The sequence below is a fragment of the Pseudomonas sp. ICBG1301 genome (assembly GCF_016918385.1).
In the GTDB taxonomy this organism is placed as follows: domain Bacteria; phylum Pseudomonadota; class Gammaproteobacteria; order Pseudomonadales; family Pseudomonadaceae; genus Aquipseudomonas; species Aquipseudomonas palleroniana.
This window is the reverse complement of record NZ_JAEKGB010000003.1, coordinates 218,227-235,877: the sequence shown is the minus strand read 5'-3', so window position 1 is coordinate 235,877 and position 17,651 is coordinate 218,227. Positions and strand designations below refer to the sequence as shown.

17 protein-coding genes and 1 tRNA gene are annotated in these 17,651 nt (G+C 60.4%); 9 read left to right on the top strand and 9 right to left on the bottom strand.

From position 1 onward, the window contains the following. Position 1: 1 nt before the first annotated feature. From hisF to JBE38_RS08295, 6 genes are all read right to left on the bottom strand, one after another. Positions 2–772 (bottom strand): imidazole glycerol phosphate synthase subunit HisF, encoded by a 771-nt coding sequence (gene hisF / locus JBE38_RS08320; protein ID WP_003171107.1) that lies wholly within the window; start codon positions 770–772, stop codon positions 2–4. A gap of 9 nt (positions 773–781) precedes the next feature. Continuing rightward, positions 782–1,519, bottom strand: a complete 738-nt coding sequence (gene hisA, locus JBE38_RS08315; protein WP_008435688.1) for a 1-(5-phosphoribosyl)-5-[(5-phosphoribosylamino)methylideneamino]imidazole-4-carboxamide isomerase — start codon at positions 1,517–1,519, stop codon at positions 782–784. Positions 1,520–1,558: 39 nt separating this feature from the next. Next, positions 1,559–1,816, bottom strand: a complete 258-nt coding sequence (locus JBE38_RS08310; protein WP_060754613.1) for a DUF2164 domain-containing protein — start codon at positions 1,814–1,816, stop codon at positions 1,559–1,561. Next, complete coding sequence (hisH, locus tag JBE38_RS08305; RefSeq protein ID WP_060754614.1) at positions 1,817–2,455, bottom strand: imidazole glycerol phosphate synthase subunit HisH; 639 nt, start codon at positions 2,453–2,455, stop codon at positions 1,817–1,819. Next, positions 2,455–3,048 (bottom strand): imidazoleglycerol-phosphate dehydratase HisB, encoded by a 594-nt coding sequence (hisB, locus tag JBE38_RS08300; protein WP_017849940.1) that lies wholly within the window; start codon positions 3,046–3,048, stop codon positions 2,455–2,457. Before hisB ends, hisH begins: the two co-directional genes overlap by 1 nt. A gap of 169 nt (positions 3,049–3,217) precedes the next feature. After that, the gene (locus tag JBE38_RS08295; RefSeq protein WP_060754615.1) at positions 3,218–4,879 is read right to left on the bottom strand and encodes an OFA family MFS transporter; all 1,662 of its coding nucleotides are present in this window, start codon (positions 4,877–4,879) and stop codon (positions 3,218–3,220) included. Positions 4,880–5,206: 327 nt separating this feature from the next. Between JBE38_RS08295 and JBE38_RS08290 the strand changes: the two genes are divergently transcribed. The 5 genes from JBE38_RS08290 (at position 5,207) to JBE38_RS08270 (ending at position 9,783) form a co-directional block, all read left to right on the top strand. Further along, on the top strand, positions 5,207–7,423 hold the full coding sequence (locus JBE38_RS08290; protein ID WP_205344110.1) for an AsmA family protein: 2,217 nt from the start codon (positions 5,207–5,209) through the stop codon (positions 7,421–7,423). Continuing rightward, positions 7,420–8,487, top strand: a complete 1,068-nt coding sequence (gene mutY / locus JBE38_RS08285; protein WP_205344109.1) for an A/G-specific adenine glycosylase — start codon at positions 7,420–7,422, stop codon at positions 8,485–8,487. The genes JBE38_RS08290 and mutY overlap by 4 nt, the downstream gene beginning before the upstream one ends. Further along, positions 8,484–8,756 carry an oxidative damage protection protein gene (locus JBE38_RS08280; RefSeq protein WP_060754618.1) on the top strand — a complete coding sequence of 91 codons (273 nt, stop codon included), beginning with the start codon at positions 8,484–8,486 and terminating at the stop codon, positions 8,754–8,756. Before mutY ends, JBE38_RS08280 begins: the two co-directional genes overlap by 4 nt. Positions 8,757–8,859: 103 nt before the next feature. Continuing rightward, a tRNA-Phe gene (locus tag JBE38_RS08275) sits at positions 8,860–8,935 on the top strand. Between the two features lie 173 nt (positions 8,936–9,108). Next, a complete protein-coding gene (locus tag JBE38_RS08270; RefSeq protein WP_060754619.1) occupies positions 9,109–9,783 on the top strand; it encodes a hypothetical protein in 675 nt (224 codons plus the stop codon). Between the two features lie 19 nt (positions 9,784–9,802). Here JBE38_RS08270 and JBE38_RS08265 read toward each other — a convergent pair whose 3' ends face one another. Then, the gene (locus tag JBE38_RS08265; RefSeq protein WP_205344108.1) at positions 9,803–11,410 is read right to left on the bottom strand and encodes an ArnT family glycosyltransferase; all 1,608 of its coding nucleotides are present in this window, start codon (positions 11,408–11,410) and stop codon (positions 9,803–9,805) included. Positions 11,411–11,496: 86 nt separating this feature from the next. Continuing rightward, positions 11,497–12,462: an arsenic resistance protein gene (locus tag JBE38_RS08260; protein ID WP_205344107.1), complete on the bottom strand. Its 966-nt coding sequence runs from the start codon at positions 12,460–12,462 to the stop codon at positions 11,497–11,499. A gap of 172 nt (positions 12,463–12,634) precedes the next feature. Here JBE38_RS08260 and JBE38_RS08255 point away from each other — a divergent pair, with 172 nt between their 5' ends. Together JBE38_RS08255 and JBE38_RS08250 are read left to right on the top strand one after the other, a co-directional pair. Beyond that, positions 12,635–13,555, top strand: a complete 921-nt coding sequence (locus JBE38_RS08255; protein WP_205344106.1) for an alpha/beta fold hydrolase — start codon at positions 12,635–12,637, stop codon at positions 13,553–13,555. A gap of 70 nt (positions 13,556–13,625) precedes the next feature. Continuing rightward, positions 13,626–14,039, top strand: a complete 414-nt coding sequence (locus JBE38_RS08250; RefSeq protein WP_205344105.1) for a hypothetical protein — start codon at positions 13,626–13,628, stop codon at positions 14,037–14,039. A gap of 119 nt (positions 14,040–14,158) precedes the next feature. Here the strand turns inward: JBE38_RS08250 and gabP are convergent, their stop codons facing one another. Continuing rightward, positions 14,159–15,550: a GABA permease gene (gene gabP, locus JBE38_RS08245; RefSeq protein ID WP_060754624.1), complete on the bottom strand. Its 1,392-nt coding sequence runs from the start codon at positions 15,548–15,550 to the stop codon at positions 14,159–14,161. A 556-nt stretch (positions 15,551–16,106) separates the two neighbouring features. On the opposite strand from gabP, the gene JBE38_RS08240 reads away from it, so the two are divergent. Together JBE38_RS08240 and JBE38_RS08235 are read left to right on the top strand one after the other, a co-directional pair. Continuing rightward, entirely contained in the window at positions 16,107–16,880 is a 774-nt protein-coding gene (locus JBE38_RS08240) for an ABC transporter ATP-binding protein (RefSeq protein WP_010213906.1), read from the top strand. A gap of 13 nt (positions 16,881–16,893) precedes the next feature. Further along, complete coding sequence (locus tag JBE38_RS08235) at positions 16,894–17,646, top strand: ABC transporter substrate-binding protein (RefSeq protein WP_205344104.1); 753 nt, start codon at positions 16,894–16,896, stop codon at positions 17,644–17,646. Positions 17,647–17,651: the final 5 nt, after the last annotated feature.

Below are 17,651 nucleotides of genomic sequence, written 5' to 3'. Positions count from 1 at the left end.
TTTAGCGAACGACGATACCGCGCGCCGCCATGTACGCCTTGGCTTCGGGAACGGTGTATTCGCCAAAGTGGAAAATACTCGCCGCCAGCACGGCGCTGGCGTGGCCTTCGATCACGCCGTCGGCCAGGTGCTGCAGGTTGCCGACACCACCGGAGGCGATCACCGGAATGCCCAACGCATCACTGATGGCACGGGTAACGCCCAGGTCGAAGCCGTTTTTCATGCCGTCCTGGTCCATGCTGGTCAGCAGGATTTCACCAGCCCCCAGGCCCTCCATCTTCATCGCCCACTCTACTGCGTCCAGGCCGGTGGGCTTGCGACCACCGTGGGTGAAGATCTCCCAACGCGGGGTCTCACCCGGGCCGGAAACCTTCTTGGCGTCGATTGCGACGACGATGCACTGCGAACCGAAGTGTTGCGCCGCTTCACCGACGAACTCCGGGTTGAATACGGCAGCGGTATTGATCGAGACCTTGTCCGCCCCCGCGTTGAGCAGGTTGCGGATGTCTTGCACGGTGCGCACGCCACCGCCCACGGTCAGCGGGATAAATACCTGGCTGGCCATGCGCTCCACGGTATGCAACGTGGTGTCGCGGCCGTCGACGCTGGCGGTGATGTCGAGAAAGGTAATCTCGTCGGCACCTTGCTCATCGTAGCGACGGGCGATTTCCACCGGGTCGCCGGCGTCACGGATGTTCTCGAACTTGACGCCCTTGACCACGCGACCATTGTCGACGTCCAGGCAAGGGATGATGCGTTTGGCCAGCGCCATGGTCAGTCCTCAGCCGTTGTAGGCATCGCAGTAAGCCTGGGCTTCGGCGACGTCCAGGGTACCTTCGTAGATCGCGCGGCCGGTAATGGCGCCGATGATGCCAGGCGCCTTGGCGTCCAGCAGCGACTTGATGTCACCCAGGTTGTGAATGCCGCCGGATGCGATCACCGGAATTCGGGTTGCCGCCGCCAGCGCTGCGGTAAACGGTACGTTGCAGCCCTGCATCATGCCGTCTTTGGCGATGTCGGTATAAACGATGGCAGACACGCCGTCGGCTTCGAACTGCTTGGCCAGGTCGATCACCTGCACGGTGCTGATCTCAGCCCAACCGTCGGTGGCGACGAAACCGTCCTTGGCGTCCAGGCCCACGATCACTTTGCCTGGAAATGCACGGCAGGCTTCAGCCACGAACGCCGGGTCTTTCACGGCCTTGGTGCCGATGATCACGTAGCTCACGCCAGCCTTGACGTAGTGCTCGATGGTTTCCAGGGAGCGGATGCCGCCGCCGATCTGGATCGGCAGGTTCGGGTAGCGCTTGGCAATGGCGGTCACCACCTCGCCGTTGACCGGCTGGCCTTCGAAGGCGCCGTTCAGGTCCACCAGATGCAGGCGACGGCAACCCCCTTCCACCCATTTGGCGGCCATGCTCACCGGGTCATCGGAGAACACGGTGGAGTCTTCCATGCGGCCTTGGCGCAGACGTACGCAGGCGCCGTCCTTGAGATCGATAGCGGGGATAATCAGCATCTGGCAAACCTTATTCGATATTCAGCAATGCTTGGGAAGTCAGGGCTTCTCAAGCGACCACAGGTCGCTTTCGATGCTTTCGAACCTTTCTTTAAGGAGCGTCTGCGTGTCGAAAATCGCCCGGTTGTAATAGTGCGGCGCTACTTCGGTGGTGAACAGCTCAAGAATCTCGGCCACCTCAAACGAGCCCAGCGTGAGCTCGAAGCGGTCCTCCATGAAGACCTTGATCTTGTGGGTAGCCTCACGCTCCTGTTCGGGCGTGAGGTTCAGGATCGGCGGCCTGGGCTTCTTGGCCATTTACCAGCGACCATCCCACGCGGCGAAGTTCTGCAGCAATTGCAGGCCATGGGTGTGGCTCTTCTCCGGGTGGAACTGCACGGCAAAGCGCGAACCTTCGGCCAGCGCTGCGGCGAAGTCGACGCCGTAATGCCCGCCACCCACCACCTGGCGCGGGTCACCGGCGGCAATGTAGTAGCTGTGCACAAAGTAGAAGCGCGCCAGATCCGGAATGTTGTGCCACAGCGGGTGTTCCACTGTCTGGCTGACTTCATTCCAGCCCATGTGCGGGACTTTCAGGTGGGCGCCGTCTTCGTGCAGGTCCTTGCCGAAGAACTTTACCTGGCCGGGGAACAAGCCGATGCAGTCAACGCCATCGTTCTCTTCACTGCGATCGAGCAAGGCTTGCATGCCCACGCAGATGCCGAGGAACGGGCGATCCTGGCTGACTTCACGCACCAGGCTGTCAAAGCCCAGGCGGCGGATCTCAGCCATGCAATCGCGGATCGCGCCCACACCAGGGAACACCACCCGGTCAGCTTCGCGAATCACCTTGGCATCGCTGGTGATCAGTACCTTGCCGGCGCCTACATGTTCGAGGGCCTTGGCCACCGAGTGCAGGTTACCCATGCCGTAATCGATAACCGCGACCGTCTGCATTACAGGACGCCCTTGGTCGAGGGCATTTGCCCGGCCATACGCTCATCCAGCTCCACGGCCATGCGCAGGGCGCGGCCGAAAGCCTTGAACACGGTTTCGATCTGGTGGTGGGTGTTGGTGCCGCGCAGGTTGTCGATGTGCAGGCTGACCAATGCGTGGTTGACGAAGCCCTGGAAGAATTCCTGGAACAGGTCGACATCGAAGCCGCCCACGGTGGCGCGGGTGTAGGGCACGTGCATCTGCAGGCCTGGGCGACCGGAGAAGTCGATGACCACGCGCGACAGCGCTTCATCCAGCGGCACATAGGCGTGACCGTAGCGACGGATGCCTTTTTTGTCGCCGATGGCTTTGGCAAAAGCCTGGCCCAGCGTGATGCCCACGTCTTCCACTGTGTGGTGGTCGTCGATATGCAGGTCGCCCTTGCTGACGATATCCAGGTCGATCAACCCATGACGGGCGATCTGGTCCAGCATGTGCTCAAGAAAAGGGACGCCGATATCAAATCGGGCCTTTCCGGTGCCATCCAGGTTGATCGAGGCTTTGATCTGGGTTTCCAGAGTATCGCGCTCGACGGACGCCTTACGTTCGGCCATCACCAACTCCGCAAAATCATTGGGCGAAAAAGGCAGCCATTATAGGGGTGCGGGCGCTAAACAGAAACATCGAAGGGGACAAGACTGACGAGTTGAAGCGAGGATAGACATGTGCATACATGTGAAAGCCTGTAGTGAGCGGGCTTGCCCCGCTCACTACAAGGCTGTATCAGTGGAACAGGACTGCGGTTTTCTGCAGGGTCACCCACACACCCCACGCCAACGGAATGCCCACTACCAGCCACGCGGCGATGGCCAACGGCACGCTACCGGACGCTGCCTTCCACTCCAGGGAAGTGGTGGCATCCGCGCCCTTGTCATGGCCCAGCGCCTGTTCGGCGGCCAATTCGGCGTCGGTCATGAAGTACTTGTCGGCCACCGGACGTACCAGCATGTTGCAGATAAAGCCCAGCACCAACAGCCCGGCGAGGATGTACAGGGTGATGTCGTAGGCCGCAGCGCGCTCAACACCGATGCTCAACTGATACTCACGCAGGTAGTTCACCAGCACCGGACCCAACACGCCCGCCGCGGCCCAGGCGGTCAGCAGGCGACCGTGGATCGCGCCGACCATCTGGGTGCCGAACAGGTCGGCCAGGTAAGCCGGAACCGTCGCGAAACCACCGCCGTACATCGACAGGATGATGCAGAACGCCGCCACGAACAGCGCCACGTTACCCAGGTGCCCCAGGTTCGGAATCAGCGCATACAGGGCAAAGCCCAGGGCGAAGAACACAAAGTAGGTGTTCTTGCGGCCCAGGTAGTCGGAGAACGACGCCCAGAAGAACCGGCCACCAATGTTGAACAAGCTCAACAGCCCCGTGAAACCGGCCGCGATCGCCGCAATGGAAGCCAACTGCCCCGCATCCAACTGACCGAACGGCACATCGACACCCAGCAACTTGCCGCCAAACACTTCCTGCAACAGCGGCGAAGCCATGCCGAGGATGCCGATACCGGCGGAAACGTTCAGGCACAGCACCAGCCATACCAGGCGGAACTGCGGGGTTTTCCAGGCCACGTTCACATGGACATGACGGTGAGTGATCATCGCATTGCTGGCTTTTTTCGCCGGAGCGGTCCAGCCCTCAGGCTTCCAGCCGGTCGGTGGGACGCGGTACGACAAGGCGCCACCAATCATGAACACGAAGTAAATCGCCGCCATCACCAGGAAGCTCTGCCAGACGCCTACGCTGGTTGGCGACGCAAAGTGGCCCATCAGCGCCGCAGCCAACGGTGCACCGACCATCGCGCCGCCGCCGAAGCCCATGATTGCCATGCCGGTCGCCATGCCGCGTTTGTCCGGGAACCACTTGATCAGGGTCGATACCGGCGAGATGTAGCCCAGGCCCAGGCCGATGCCGCCAATGACCCCGGAGCCGATCCACATCAGCCAGATCTGGTGGGTATAGATACCCAACGCCGAGATCAACAGGCCGCCGCACCAGCACAGAGCCGATACAACGCCCGCCTTGCGTGGCCCGGCGTGTTCCAGCCAGCCACCCCAGATCGCTGCCGAGCAACCCAGGAAGATGAAGAACAGCGTGTAGATCCAGCCCAGCATGGAGATGGGCCAGTCACATTGGGATGAGAAAACTTGGGCAATAAAGCTCATGTCCGGCGCGCAGGCGACCGGCGCGGTGATGCCCAGCGCCTTGGACAGCGGCAGCCAGAACACCGAGAAACCGTAGGCCATGCCGATGCACAAGTGAATGGCCAGGGCGGCCGGCGGAACCAGCCAGCGGTTGAACCCTGGCTTGGCGATGATGCGTTCCTTGGACAGGAACGCAGGCTGCGCGACAGTACTACTCGTCGCAGTGCTAGTGCTCATTGGTGTTTCCCCCAGTTATTGATTGTTGTTCGTCGGGCGCTCTCTCACTCGGCCTTACACGCAAAGCGATGGCCGTTTTTGTTGAGGAGAAGCTCCTTAAGGGCGCGACGCAGTGTCGCAGAAGGCAGACGAACCCGCGCAGATTAGCACCTGCGGATGACAGAAAAACCAAACTGATATCACCTTTTTCGCAATAACTGTATTTTTTGGCGCCAAAATCCCGTTTCACAGGGTCTAGATACAATGTAACGATCCGTGAACTGACGAGAGCCTGCGGGCGTTATACTCTTCGGCTAAATTTTGAATTCGACATACAAGGACTCGCCCATGAAAGCGTTCGGCAAAATCCTGGGTCTGGTACTTCTCGGGCTGTTGCTGATCATTGTGGCCCTGGGCTTCGCCCTGACCCACCTCTTCGATCCCAACGACTACAAAGACGAGATTCGCCAGATTGCCCGCGACAAGGCCCACATCGAGCTGACGCTCAATGGCGACATCGGCTGGAGCCTGTTCCCCTGGCTGGGCCTGGAACTGCACGAAGCCAGCGTCGCCACCCTGACCAACCCGACCAATCCATTCGCCGACCTGCAGATGCTCGGCCTGTCGGTGCGTGTGTTGCCGCTGCTGCGTCGTGAAGTGCAGATGAGCGACGTGCGCGTCGAGGGCCTCAACCTGCGCCTGAACCGCGACAAGCAAGGCCACGGTGACTGGGAAGACATCGGCAAGAACGTGCCTGTGACGAGCGCCGACGCCCCGGTTCCCGCTCCCGTGCAAGCACCTGCCGAGCCGGAGCCTGAAAAACCGCCGAAGCCGATCCGCCTGGACATCGACAGCCTGACCATCAACAACGCCCGCGTTGAATACAACGACGAGCAGACCGGCAAGCAGTTCAGCGCCGAAAGCATCCAACTGAGTGCCGGCGCCGTCCACGAAGGCGCCAGCATCCCGCTGAAACTCACCGCATTCCTGGGCACCAGCCAACCGCTGATGCGCGTCAAGACCGAGCTCACCGGCAACCTGCGCATCCAGAACGCCCTCAAACGCTATCAGCTCGAAGACATGCGATTGAGCGGCGAGGCCACCGGCGAGCCGTTGCAGGGCAAGACCATGACCTATTCCACCCAGGGTCAGGTGCTGGTGGACCTGGCGGCCAATATCGCCGAATGGACCAACCTTAAACTGTCCGCCAACCAGTTACGCGCGCTGGGTGAACTCAAGGTCAACGACCTGAACAAAACCCCGCAGCTCAACGGTGCCCTGTCCATTGCCCAATTTGACCTGGCCAAGTTTCTCGAAAGCGTCGGCCACCCACTGCCGGCGATGGCCGAGGGCAGCCTGAGCAAGGTCGAACTGGTCAGCCGCCTCAAGGGCACGCCTACCAGCGTGGCCCTGGAAGACCTGAACCTCAAGCTGGATGGCAGCACCTTCACCGGTCGCGTTGCCGTGGATGACTTCGCCAAGCAGTCCCTGCGCGTGCAGCTCAAGGGCGATACCTTCAATGCCGACAACTACTTGCCGCCTAAATCCGAGTCCGCCAAAGGCGCCGCCGCCGCACGCCAGGCTGAAGTCCAGAACAGCGAAATGGGCGCCATGGCCGCCGGTGGCACCACACCGCTGCCGGACGCCCCGACCAAAGGCGCTTGGAGCACCGACAGGCTGCTGCCGCTGACCCGCTTGCGCACCCTGGACGTGAACGCCGACCTGGCCTTCGGCCAACTGACCCTGAGCAAGCTGCCGATCCAGAATGCTGCACTCCAAGCCTCCGGCATCGACGGCCAACTCAAGCTCGACAACCTGAGTGGCGGTCTCTACAACGGTACGTTCCAAGCCAACGGTACGCTGGATGTGCGCCAAGACATCCCGGTCGTGGCACTGCAAACCCATATCAAGCAAGTGCCGGTCGAACGCATCCTGCAGGCCCAGGGGCAAAACCCGCCGGTGAAAGGCCAGGTCACCCTGGACAGCAACCTCACAGGCCGTGGCAACAGCCAGAAAGCCCTGGTCGACAGCCTCAACGGCACCGCCAGCTTTGTGATCAACAACGGCATGCTGCTCAATGCCAACCTTGAACAGCAACTGTGCACCGGCATCGCCCTGCTCAACCGCAAGACCCTGAGCAGCACCCCGCAGGGCAAGGACACGCCCTTCCAGGAACTGCGCGGCAACCTGACCTTTCATAACGGCGTGGCCAGCAACCCGGACCTGAAAGTGCGCATCCCGGGCTTGACGGTCAACGGTAACGGTGACGTCGACCTGCGTGTGCTGGGCATGGACTACCGCGTCGGCATCATCGTCGAAGGCGACAAGCGTGACGTTCCGGACCCGGCCTGCCAGGTCGGCAGCAACTTCCAGGGTATCGAAGTACCGCTACGCTGCCGTGGCCCGCTGGAGTTGGGCGCCAAGGCCTGCCGCCTGGACAAGGATGGCTTGACCCAGGTGGCGCTCAAGGCGGCCGGCAACAAGCTCAGCGACAAGCTTGAAGAGAAGCTCGACAAGGTCAACCCACAGTTGAAAGACGCCCTGAAAGGCCTGTTCAAGCGATGAGAAACGAGCAATTTTCACAGGCGGTGCTCGACTGGTACGACCGCCACGGGCGCCATGACCTGCCCTGGCAACAGGGCATCACGCCTTACCGGGTGTGGGTCTCGGAGATCATGCTGCAGCAGACCCAGGTCAGCACGGTGTTGAACTACTTCGATCGCTTCATGGCCTCGCTGCCGACGGTCGAGGCCCTGGCCGCCGCGCCGGAGGACGAGGTGCTGCACCTGTGGACGGGCCTGGGTTACTACACCCGTGCCCGCAACCTGCAGAAGACCGCCAAGATCGTCGTCGCCGAATACGGCGGCGAATTTCCCCGCGATGTCGAAAAACTCACCGAGCTGCCCGGTATCGGCCTGTCCACCGCCGGCGCGATCGCCAGCCTGAGCATGGGCCTGCGCGCCCCGATCCTCGACGGCAACGTCAAACGCGTGCTCGCGCGCTTTACCGCGCAAGAGGGCTACCCCGGCGAACCCAAGGTCGCCAAGCAGCTGTGGGCTACCGCAGAGCGCTTTACACCGCATGACCGGGTCAACGCCTATACCCAGGCGATGATGGATATGGGCGCCACGCTCTGCACGCGCAGCAAGCCAAGCTGCCTGCTGTGCCCACTGGAAAAAGGCTGCGAAGCCCACATGCTCGGCCTGGAGACGCGCTACCCGGTCCCCAAGCCGCGCAAGACCATCCCGCAAAAGCGCACACTGATGCCGCTGCTGGCCAACACCGATGGCGCGATCCTGCTTTACCGACGCCCGTCCACGGGCCTGTGGGGCGGTTTGTGGAGCCTGCCGGAGCTGGATGACCTGGAAGACCTGGACCACCTCGCCAACCAGCACGCGCTGGCGTTGGGCAAGCAGCAGCCACTGCCCGGGCTGATCCACACCTTCAGCCACTTCCAGCTGGCCATCGAGCCGTGGCTGGTGCAGGTTGAGGAAACCGTCCATCACGTGGCCGAGGCCGACTGGCTCTGGTATAACCTCGCCACCCCGCCGCGCCTGGGCCTCGCCGCCCCGGTCAAAAAATTGCTGAAGCGCGCGGCCGATGTATTGAACGCAGGAGAGTCGTCATGACCCGCACCGTAATGTGCCGCAAGTACAAAGAACAACTGCCGGGCCTGGAACGCCCACCGTATCCGGGCGCCAAGGGCCAGGATGTATTCGATCACGTGTCCGCCCAGGCATGGGCCGACTGGCAGAAACACCAGACCCTGCTGATCAACGAAAAACGCCTGAACATGATGAACGCCGAAGACCGCAAATATTTGCAGGGCGAAATGGACAAGTTCTTTTCCGGCGAAGATTACGCCAAGGCCGACGGCTACGTGCCACCTGCTCAATAACTGATCAAAAACCGGGGTCGGAACGTAAGCGACGGTAATAATTAAATATTTTTTGAAAACTTGCTTGACGCCCCCCTGAAAAACCCGTTTAATGCGCCCCGTTGCCCAGATAGCTCAGTCGGTAGAGCAGGGGATTGAAAATCCCCGTGTCGGCGGTTCGATTCCGTCTCTGGGCACCACTAATACCGAAAAACCCCAAGCGAAGATGATTCCTTGGGGTTTTTTATTGCCCACGATTTAACGCCGGCTGGACGAACTCAGGGCCACGCCGGACCGCCCCCCAGTTGAAGCTTGTTTATCGTGCGGCTCAATCGTCTAGTTTTTACATTTCTGGCTGCAAGGTAGTGATTTCATGACCCGGTATTTGTCCTGCGCGCTGTTACTGCTGGCTGCACTGCTCAGCGGATGCGCCACGCAAATGGATGTTTCGATCAACGCAACACCTGATCCGGACTATCACTTTGATCGAGAGGCAACCGTGCTGGTGACGACCTCCGTTGGCGGCAATGCGCAGAACACGCTCAATGCGCGCTACTACCTTCGAGACATGGTCAGGGCCATGAAGGACCAGGGCTTTCGCAACGTGTTCACTGACACCACCCTGCCTCAGAACCCTGCACCGATCAGAATGACCGTCACGCTCGATGTCGACAGCCGCCAGGTCACTTACCGCTACACCGCCACCGAGTACGGCCAGGTGCCGACCAGCACCACCACTGAGTGCAAGAAGAACAAGAAAAAAGACGATCAACTGACCTGCACCAGCAAACCCAATACCACCTATGGCCCAGTGGGCACCTCGGAGCGAACCGGCTACACCACGCTCACCACGTTCACCGCCACGGCTCGGGACGAAGCGAGCCGGCGCGCGGTGTATGTGCTTCGGGCAACGTCCTACAACGAGGATTGCCAGGCGGCCAAAGTCGAGGCGTTCCTGGTTGAACAGGGTTTGCAGAACCTGAATTTTCAGGATCGCGTGCAACGCAACTACACCGTGAAGATGCCGGAGGGCTACCAGTGCAAGTAGCCTGCACTGGTTCCGCGGTTTAATTGAGCAAAAACACCATCAACGGATTGTCATTCAAGCGCCCTTCGAAGCTGGGCGCCAGTTGCTCCACCGGCGTGCCCTTCAAAAGCGCAGTCTCTTTACGCGAGACAATCACCCAGGATGGACGCGGCAACGCGTTCAACTTCTCAAGCTCGTTACGCCCCACGAACAGCGGCTGCTCATCGTGGTCCAGGTTCATCATGTAGCGTATGGCCCAGGTGTCCCGCGCCAGATCGACAAACACCAACGGGCCGGGCTGCGATACCCGAAGTGTTTCTACCTGGCTGACGAACCGCTGCGTATCGAATTGCAGGTCCTTGGCCGGCTCGATCACCGCCACCAGCAGCAGCCATTGCGCCGCCAGCGCGATCACACTGAGCGACACCAACCTCAGCTCCCGCCGCCAGGCCACCAGGGCCGCCACTTGAAGAATGACCAGCACACCGATCAGCAGCGGCAGCGAAACATCAGGCCAGTAACCGTGCTTTTGCCATACCTGTCGACAGACGAAGAGCACAACCACGCCCAAGGCCGGTAGCGCTGCGACAAGCCATTCATAACCGCGACGTACACCCACCAACCAATTTTGCGCGTGAAGCAGCCCATAGGCGGCGACAGCGGCAAACATCGGCACCATTGGCAGGATGTAGTAAGCACGCTTGAAGTGTGGCACCGACAGGCCGAGCAAAATCATCAAGCCACACGCGCCCAGGCGCCAAAAAAGCTGCATGTCCTCATTCGCCCAGCGCTCAGACCAACGCTGACGCAGCACAATCAAGGTCGCCAGCGCCATCGGCACCACAGGGAAGTAGCGATACAAACTCAGCTTGAAGTAGAAATAAAACGGCTCGCCCGACTCATCAAGACGGCCACCCACCTGCATTTTGAAAACTTCATCGGCAAAGGCATCGCCGCCACTGATACGTGCCAGCTTCATCAGCAGCCACCAGCACGCCGCAAGCAGCACCAACCCGACAACGCCGTGGACCAGCACCTGCTTGACCCTCTCGCCTGGCCGAGCCAGCGCCCAATACACGCACACCACCCCGCACACCTCGATCAACCCCAGCGGCCCGCGAATCGCGAAGCCCAGGACGAACAGCGGGAACACCGCCAACTGCCGCACCCGCGAACCCAGACGCTCGCCGCTGTGCAGCAGATAAAAACTGCCGACGCACAACAACGCGACCATCTGGTCCAGGCATACCGAGCGGGATTTTTCCAATAACTGGGTCGTGAGCAGCGTCAGCAACACCGTGAGCAACGCCCAAGGACGGCCAGCAGGCGCCAGCAAGCGGTAGATCAGGGCGACCACACCTGCCGAGGCGAGCGCCGTAGGCAGCACATTCGCCAAGTGATTCGGCGCACCAAACAACCGGGCAAACACAAAACTGAAGAAAGTCGCCGTGCCGGGGTAATCCGCATACGGCTGACCATAGGTAGTAGGGAAAAGGCTCGCACCATGGCGAAACATTTCCTGCATAAACAGCGCCCAACGCCCATCAAAACCCTGGGGCTGCTGATCCCAGATCCCTAGGGTGAATAGCAGTAAGGCGATCAGAAAAATGCCCAGGGACTCCAGGCGAAAACGACTGCGGTGGTCCATCGATTGTCCTTTCAGGTAGGGTGCGCCGACTTATGGTGCCGCAGCCCGTCCTGAATGACGCCTGAACAAAACCCAACATTCACGCTTTACCGATTGGCGGGCCACACCCACGGTGGCACCAGGCGAATGTAGATCAGCTCCCCCACCAACTCGACCAGTGTTTGCAGGATGACTGCCGTTGCGGCAATACCTCGCACCTCTTCGGGCAGAGCCAACGCCAGGGGCAGCACCACCAGCGAATTGCGGGTCGATGCACTGAAGGTCACCGCCCGCGCCGTCATCGCGGGCAAAGCGAACAACTTCGATGCAAACGCGCCCATCAGCGGCGCCAACAACAGGAAGCCCAGGTAGACCGGAACCACCGGCAACAACAGGCCGATATCGCGCACCACTGCGCTGATCTGCCCGCCGATCACCACAAACAGCACCAACGCCATCGCCGGCACCGGCAGCCAGGCCCAGGCATTGTTCCACGCGCCGACAATCTTGGAGCGGCGCGCCAGGGCCGTGGTCAGCACCGCAAGGATCATCGGCGCCACGATCAACCCCAGGAATGCCTCGACAAACGGCCCCACCGCCACTACCCCCTCGAACTGCGCGCCCAACAGGAAACTCAGGTAAACCGGCAGCAACACCAATTGCAGCAACAACAGCAGCGGCGTCGCCGCCAGCATTGACCGCGAATCGCCCTTGCCGATATGGGTAAACACCACCACGTAGTCGATGCACGGCGTGAGCAGCACCAACAGCGCCCCCACCAGCAAACCCGGGCGCTCCACCAGGCCACGCGTCAACGCCCACACGAGCAATGGCACCAGGACGAAATTGGCCAGCAACAATGCCCAGAGGAAGCGTTTGTTGGTCAAGCCCTGGCGCAGGTCCAGAAACGGAATTTGCAGGAACATCGCGTACATCAGCACCGCAATGGCGGGCATGACCAGCATGCCAAGCCCTTGGGCGGCCACGGGCGCGAGCAATCCGAAGCAGGCAGCCAGCAGGACCGCCGCAAAGTACACAGGAATCTGGTGGTGTTCGAGGGTGTCGCGGGTCATGGGCCACTCTGTTCAATCAACACGATCGCAAGCCTGGGCGGCCGAGGCGATACACCGAGCATACCGGCACTTTCTGCACGCATGGCAGGTTAAATTTGGTAATTTCGGCTTCTTATAAAAAAGCGCATGAGTCTCCAGGCTTACCCTACAAGCGCATGGATTGAGGCAACCGATGAACCTGCCGACCCGACCTACCCCAGAAGCCTTTCGACAGCCTGCCGCCGACGGCTACCTTATCGGCGGCTTCACCTGGCGGCACATCCGTACCGACCCAACACGCCCGGTGGTGATCATCAACGCCGCCACGTCCGTGCGCTGCCGCCATTATTCACGCTTTGCCGACTATCTGTTTGCCAATGGCTTGGACGTCATCACTTACGACTATCGCGGCATCGGCGAATCCAGGGACGGCTCCCTGCGCGGCTTCAAGGCCTCTTGGTCAGATTGGGGCGTGCTGGATTTCGAGGCAATGCTGCAACGGGCTCAGCGAGAATTTCCCGGGCAACCGATTGATGTGGTCGCCCACAGTTTCGGCGGTTGCGCTGCCGGACTGGGGGCATCGGGAGCGGTGATTCGGCGGGTTGTCACGGTAGGCGCGCAGTTCGCCTACTGGCGCGATTATCACGCAAGCGAACGCTGGCGCATGCTTGCCAAATGGCATGTGGCGATGCCCTTGCTGACGGCACTGTGCGGTTACTTCCCCGGCAAGCGTCTGGGCTGGTTGGAGGACACGCCGACGGGCGTGGTGAAGGATTGGGCCACACCGACCTCGAGTTACGAAAGACGCCCCAGCGGTCGCATCCTGGGTGAGCTGCCATTTAGCCGCGTGAAGGCGCGGATACTGGCCATCAGCATGACCGACGACCCGTTTGGCACCGTGGCGGCCATCGAACGGTTACTGGGCTATTTCAACAACAGCGAATGTACTCACTGGCGGATTGCCCCCGAAAATATCGGCGAGAAAAACGTCGGACATTTCGCGTTCTTCCGTAGCGAGTACCAGAACCGACTATGGCCCATCGCACTGGCGTGGCTACAAAAAGGCGAGATGGCAGACGGTACGCCCGGGCACCGAGTGACGGAACGCACGTAGATTCCCTTGGGATTTCACCCAACCTGCGCTTCAATACCCGACCCCGATCCTGAACCAAGGACGCAAGCCCATGGCTTCGCCAAACAAACAGCAAAAACGCGCCCACCGGGCAAAGGCCAAGGCCAAGCAAAACCGCACCCAACGCGCCGTCGCGGCGAAGCCGGATGCGTTCGCCGGCGATGACAACCGTATCGACCTTGAATCGGTGGATTTGACCGAGCTGTTTGTTGAAATGCGCACAGCCGGTGAAATCAGCCAGCAGGCGCTGTGTGCGGCATTCCTGTCGCACCCTTTGCTGGCACTGGTGCTGGAGCAGGAAGGCGAAGAGGAAGCCACCGATTTTATCCTGGCGGCGCTGATCGAGTATCGGCAATGGGCCACGGACAGCGATGACGAAGCGGCGGCGCTGGCGTGGATCGAATCGTCAGAGTTCCAGGCCGATTACGTGGCAGCTTCCCAAGCGCTCGCCAACTCGGAAGACTGACGCAAAACGAAATGTGGGAGGCGGCTTGCTCCCGATAGCATCAGGTTTGTCAGAGTATCTGGTACTGACACACCGCTATCGGGAGCAAGCCCCCTCCCACATTTTTGCTCTGCGGCGTGTCAGTTCAGTACTGCAGCACCCACTCTTTGAGCCTTGCGACGGCTTGCCACAACCAACCCCGCCAACACCACCAACAAGCTCAAGATGCCGGTCGCGATAATCTCGACCCGATGCGCTTCCTGGAACAGCATGACGGTCAACGTACCGACGATGAACACCATCACCGCGTAGGTCAGGCCCGGGAACAGCCACATTTTGAACGCGATCTTCTCGCCCGCCGCCGTGCGCTTCTGGCGCATGCGCAGTTGCGACACCGCAATCACCAGGTACACCAGCAACGCAATGGCACCGGAACTGGCCAGCAGGAACTCGAACACTGCCGCCGGCGCCACGTAGTTGGCAAACACCGCCAGGAACGCCGCGCCAGTGGACAGCAACACCGCCCAGTAAGGCGTGCCGCTTTTGTTGGTGCGCTTGGATACAGCCGGCGCATCACCGCGACGCCCCAGGGAGAACAGCATGCGCGAGGCGGTGTACAGCGCCGAGTTCAGGCAACTGGTCACCGCAACCAAGACCACCAGGTCGACGATCAACTTGGCATTCGGGATGCCCATGCGCTCCAGCACCGTCTGGTAGGAACCTACCGCCGCCAGAGTCGGATCGTTCCATGGCACCAGGGATACGACGATAAAAATCGACAACAGATAGAACAAACCAATCCGCCAGATCACCGAGTTGGTGGCCTTGGTGATTTGTTGGCCGGGGTTCTTCGATTCAGCCGCCGCGATGGTGACGATCTCGGTGCCCATGAACGAGAACATCGTCGTCAGGATGGCCGCCAAGACTGCGCCGATGCCATTAGGCATGAAGCCCTGGGTGTCGAACAGGTGCGAGACGCCACTGACCTGGCTGGTTGGCAGGAAACCGAAAACCGCCGCCAACCCGAGGATCACGAAGCCGACGATCGCCACCACTTTGATCAGTGCAAACCAGAACTCGAACTCACCGTAGTTCTTCACGCTGAACAGGTTGGTCGCCGTCAGCAGCAAGGTGATGATCAGGGTAAACGCCCAGATTGCCACGCCGGGGAACCAGGCATGAAGGATGGTCGCAGCGGCGTTGGCCTCCAGCGGAATCACCAGCACCCAGAACCACCAGTACAACCAGCCGATGGTGAAACCGGCCCAATGGCCGATCGCACGGTCGGCATAAGTGGAAAACGAACCGGTGTCCGGCGACGCAACGGCCATTTCGGCCAACATGCGCATCACTAATACCACCAGCGTACCGGCCGCCGCGTAGGCCAATAGCACGGCCGGGCCGGCTGCAGCGATCGCATGGCCGGAGCCGACAAACAAACCGGCACCAATAACGCCGGCAATCGACAGCATGGTGACATGACGCGGTTTGAGCCCCTGTTCGAGGTCATTGGAGCTTTGCGTACTACTCATTGACACACCTTTGCGAGGAATTGCGAAAACGGTCCGTCCCGCCTGCAGTCTTTCTCGTGAAAAGAAACCAACGGGGCGTTCTTTATTTTTTACGCAAGATTTGCGCCAAAATGTTACAAAGCCGCGATTGACGCGGGCTGTAGGACGATTCAACAACCGACGCAAGTCATTGAGAACAATGGCATTCCGCTATAGCGTTACCGTGCGACCCACTTTCAAGACGAACAAACGCACCAAAAGCACACACAAAAAGTACGTGACGCCTCATAAAAGGGCTGATAAGCACCGTTTGCCCGGTTAACCCTTCCAACACCCGCCCAAAGCTGGCACCATCGCGCCCTTTTTTACGCGAAGCCTGTGGATTTACCGGGTTCAAACGTCTGTCAGGTTGTAGATGGCGCGACACGCTGCTGTGCCGATGCGACACCCTGCCGCAGACCACCCGTTAACCGCCCGCAGCGCTGTTGGCTGCCATCCGAACGCTATGCTAGCTTGGCGCCTCGCCAGGAAGGCGGCCCAACAGCGTCGAACGCAACGAACACAATGAGGACCGCACATGGCTGAGGCCACGCCCGCGCTTGAAATCCGCAACTTGCATAAACGCTATGGTGAGCTGGAGGTACTTAAAGGTATCTCGCTGACCGCCCGCGACGGCGACGTGATCTCGATCCTGGGTTCCTCCGGTTCCGGCAAGTCCACCTTTTTGCGCTGCATCAACCTGCTGGAAAACCCCCATCAGGGCCAGATCCTGGTCGCCGGTGAGGAACTCAAGCTCAAGGCCGCGAAAAACGGCGAGCTGATGGCTGCCGACGGCAAACAGATCAACCGCCTGCGCAGCGAAATTGGTTTTGTGTTTCAAAACTTTAATCTGTGGCCGCACATGAGCATCCTCGACAACATCATCGAGGCGCCCCGCCGCGTGCTCGGCCAGAGCAAGGCTGAAGCCATTGAAGTGGCCGAAGCCCTGCTGGCCAAGGTCGGCATCGCCGACAAACGCCACGCTTACCCTGCGCAACTGTCCGGCGGCCAGCAGCAACGGGCGGCCATTGCGCGCACCCTGGCGATGCAGCCCAAGGTCATCCTGTTCGACGAGCCGACCTCGGCCCTTGACCCGGAAATGGTTCAGGAAGTACTTAATGTGATCCGCGCACTGGCCGAAGAAGGCCGCACCATGCTGCTGGTCACCCATGAAATGGGCTTTGCCCGCCAGGTGTCCAGCGAAGTGGTGTTCTTGCACCAGGGCCTGGTCGAAGAGCAAGGATCGCCACAGCAGGTGTTTGAAAACCCGCTTTCGGCACGCTGCAAACAATTCATGTCCAGCAACCGCTAACGGAGCAACATGCATGCAGAACTATAAAAAATTCCTTCTGGCCGCGGCCGTCTCGATGGCGTTCAGCGCCACAGCCATGGCGGAAACCCTGAAGATGGGGGTCGAAGCGGCCTACCCGCCCTTCAACAATAAAGACGCCAGCGGCAACGTCGTGGGCTTCGACAAAGACATCGGCGACGCCCTGTGCGCCAAGATGAAAGTCGAGAAGTGTGAAGTGTATGTCTCCGACTGGGACGGCATCATCCCGGCCCTGAACGCCAAGAAATTCGACTTCCTGGTGTCTTCGCTGTCGATCACCGATGAACGCAAGCAGGCCGTCGACTTCACCGACCCGTACTACTCCAACAAGCTGCAATTCATCGCGCCGAAAGCCACTGCGGACTTCAAGACCGACGCGGCATACCTGAAGGGCAAAACCATCGGCGCACAGCGAGCGACCCTGGCCGGTACTTACCTGGAAGACAAGCTGCCGGACACCACCGCCAAGCTGTATGACACCCAGGAAAACGCCTACCTCGACCTGACGTCCGGGCGCCTGGACGGCATCCTCGCCGACAAGTACGTGCAATACGAATGGCTCAAGAGCAAAGACGGTTCGGCCTACGAGTTCAAAGGCGACCCGGTTGTAGAAAGCGACAAGATCGGTATCGCCGTACGCAAGGGCGACCCACTGCGCGAGCGCCTGAACAAAGCCCTGGCGGAGATCAAGGCAGACGGCACCTACAAGAAGATCAACGACAAGTACTTCCCGTTCAGCATCGAATGATCTGA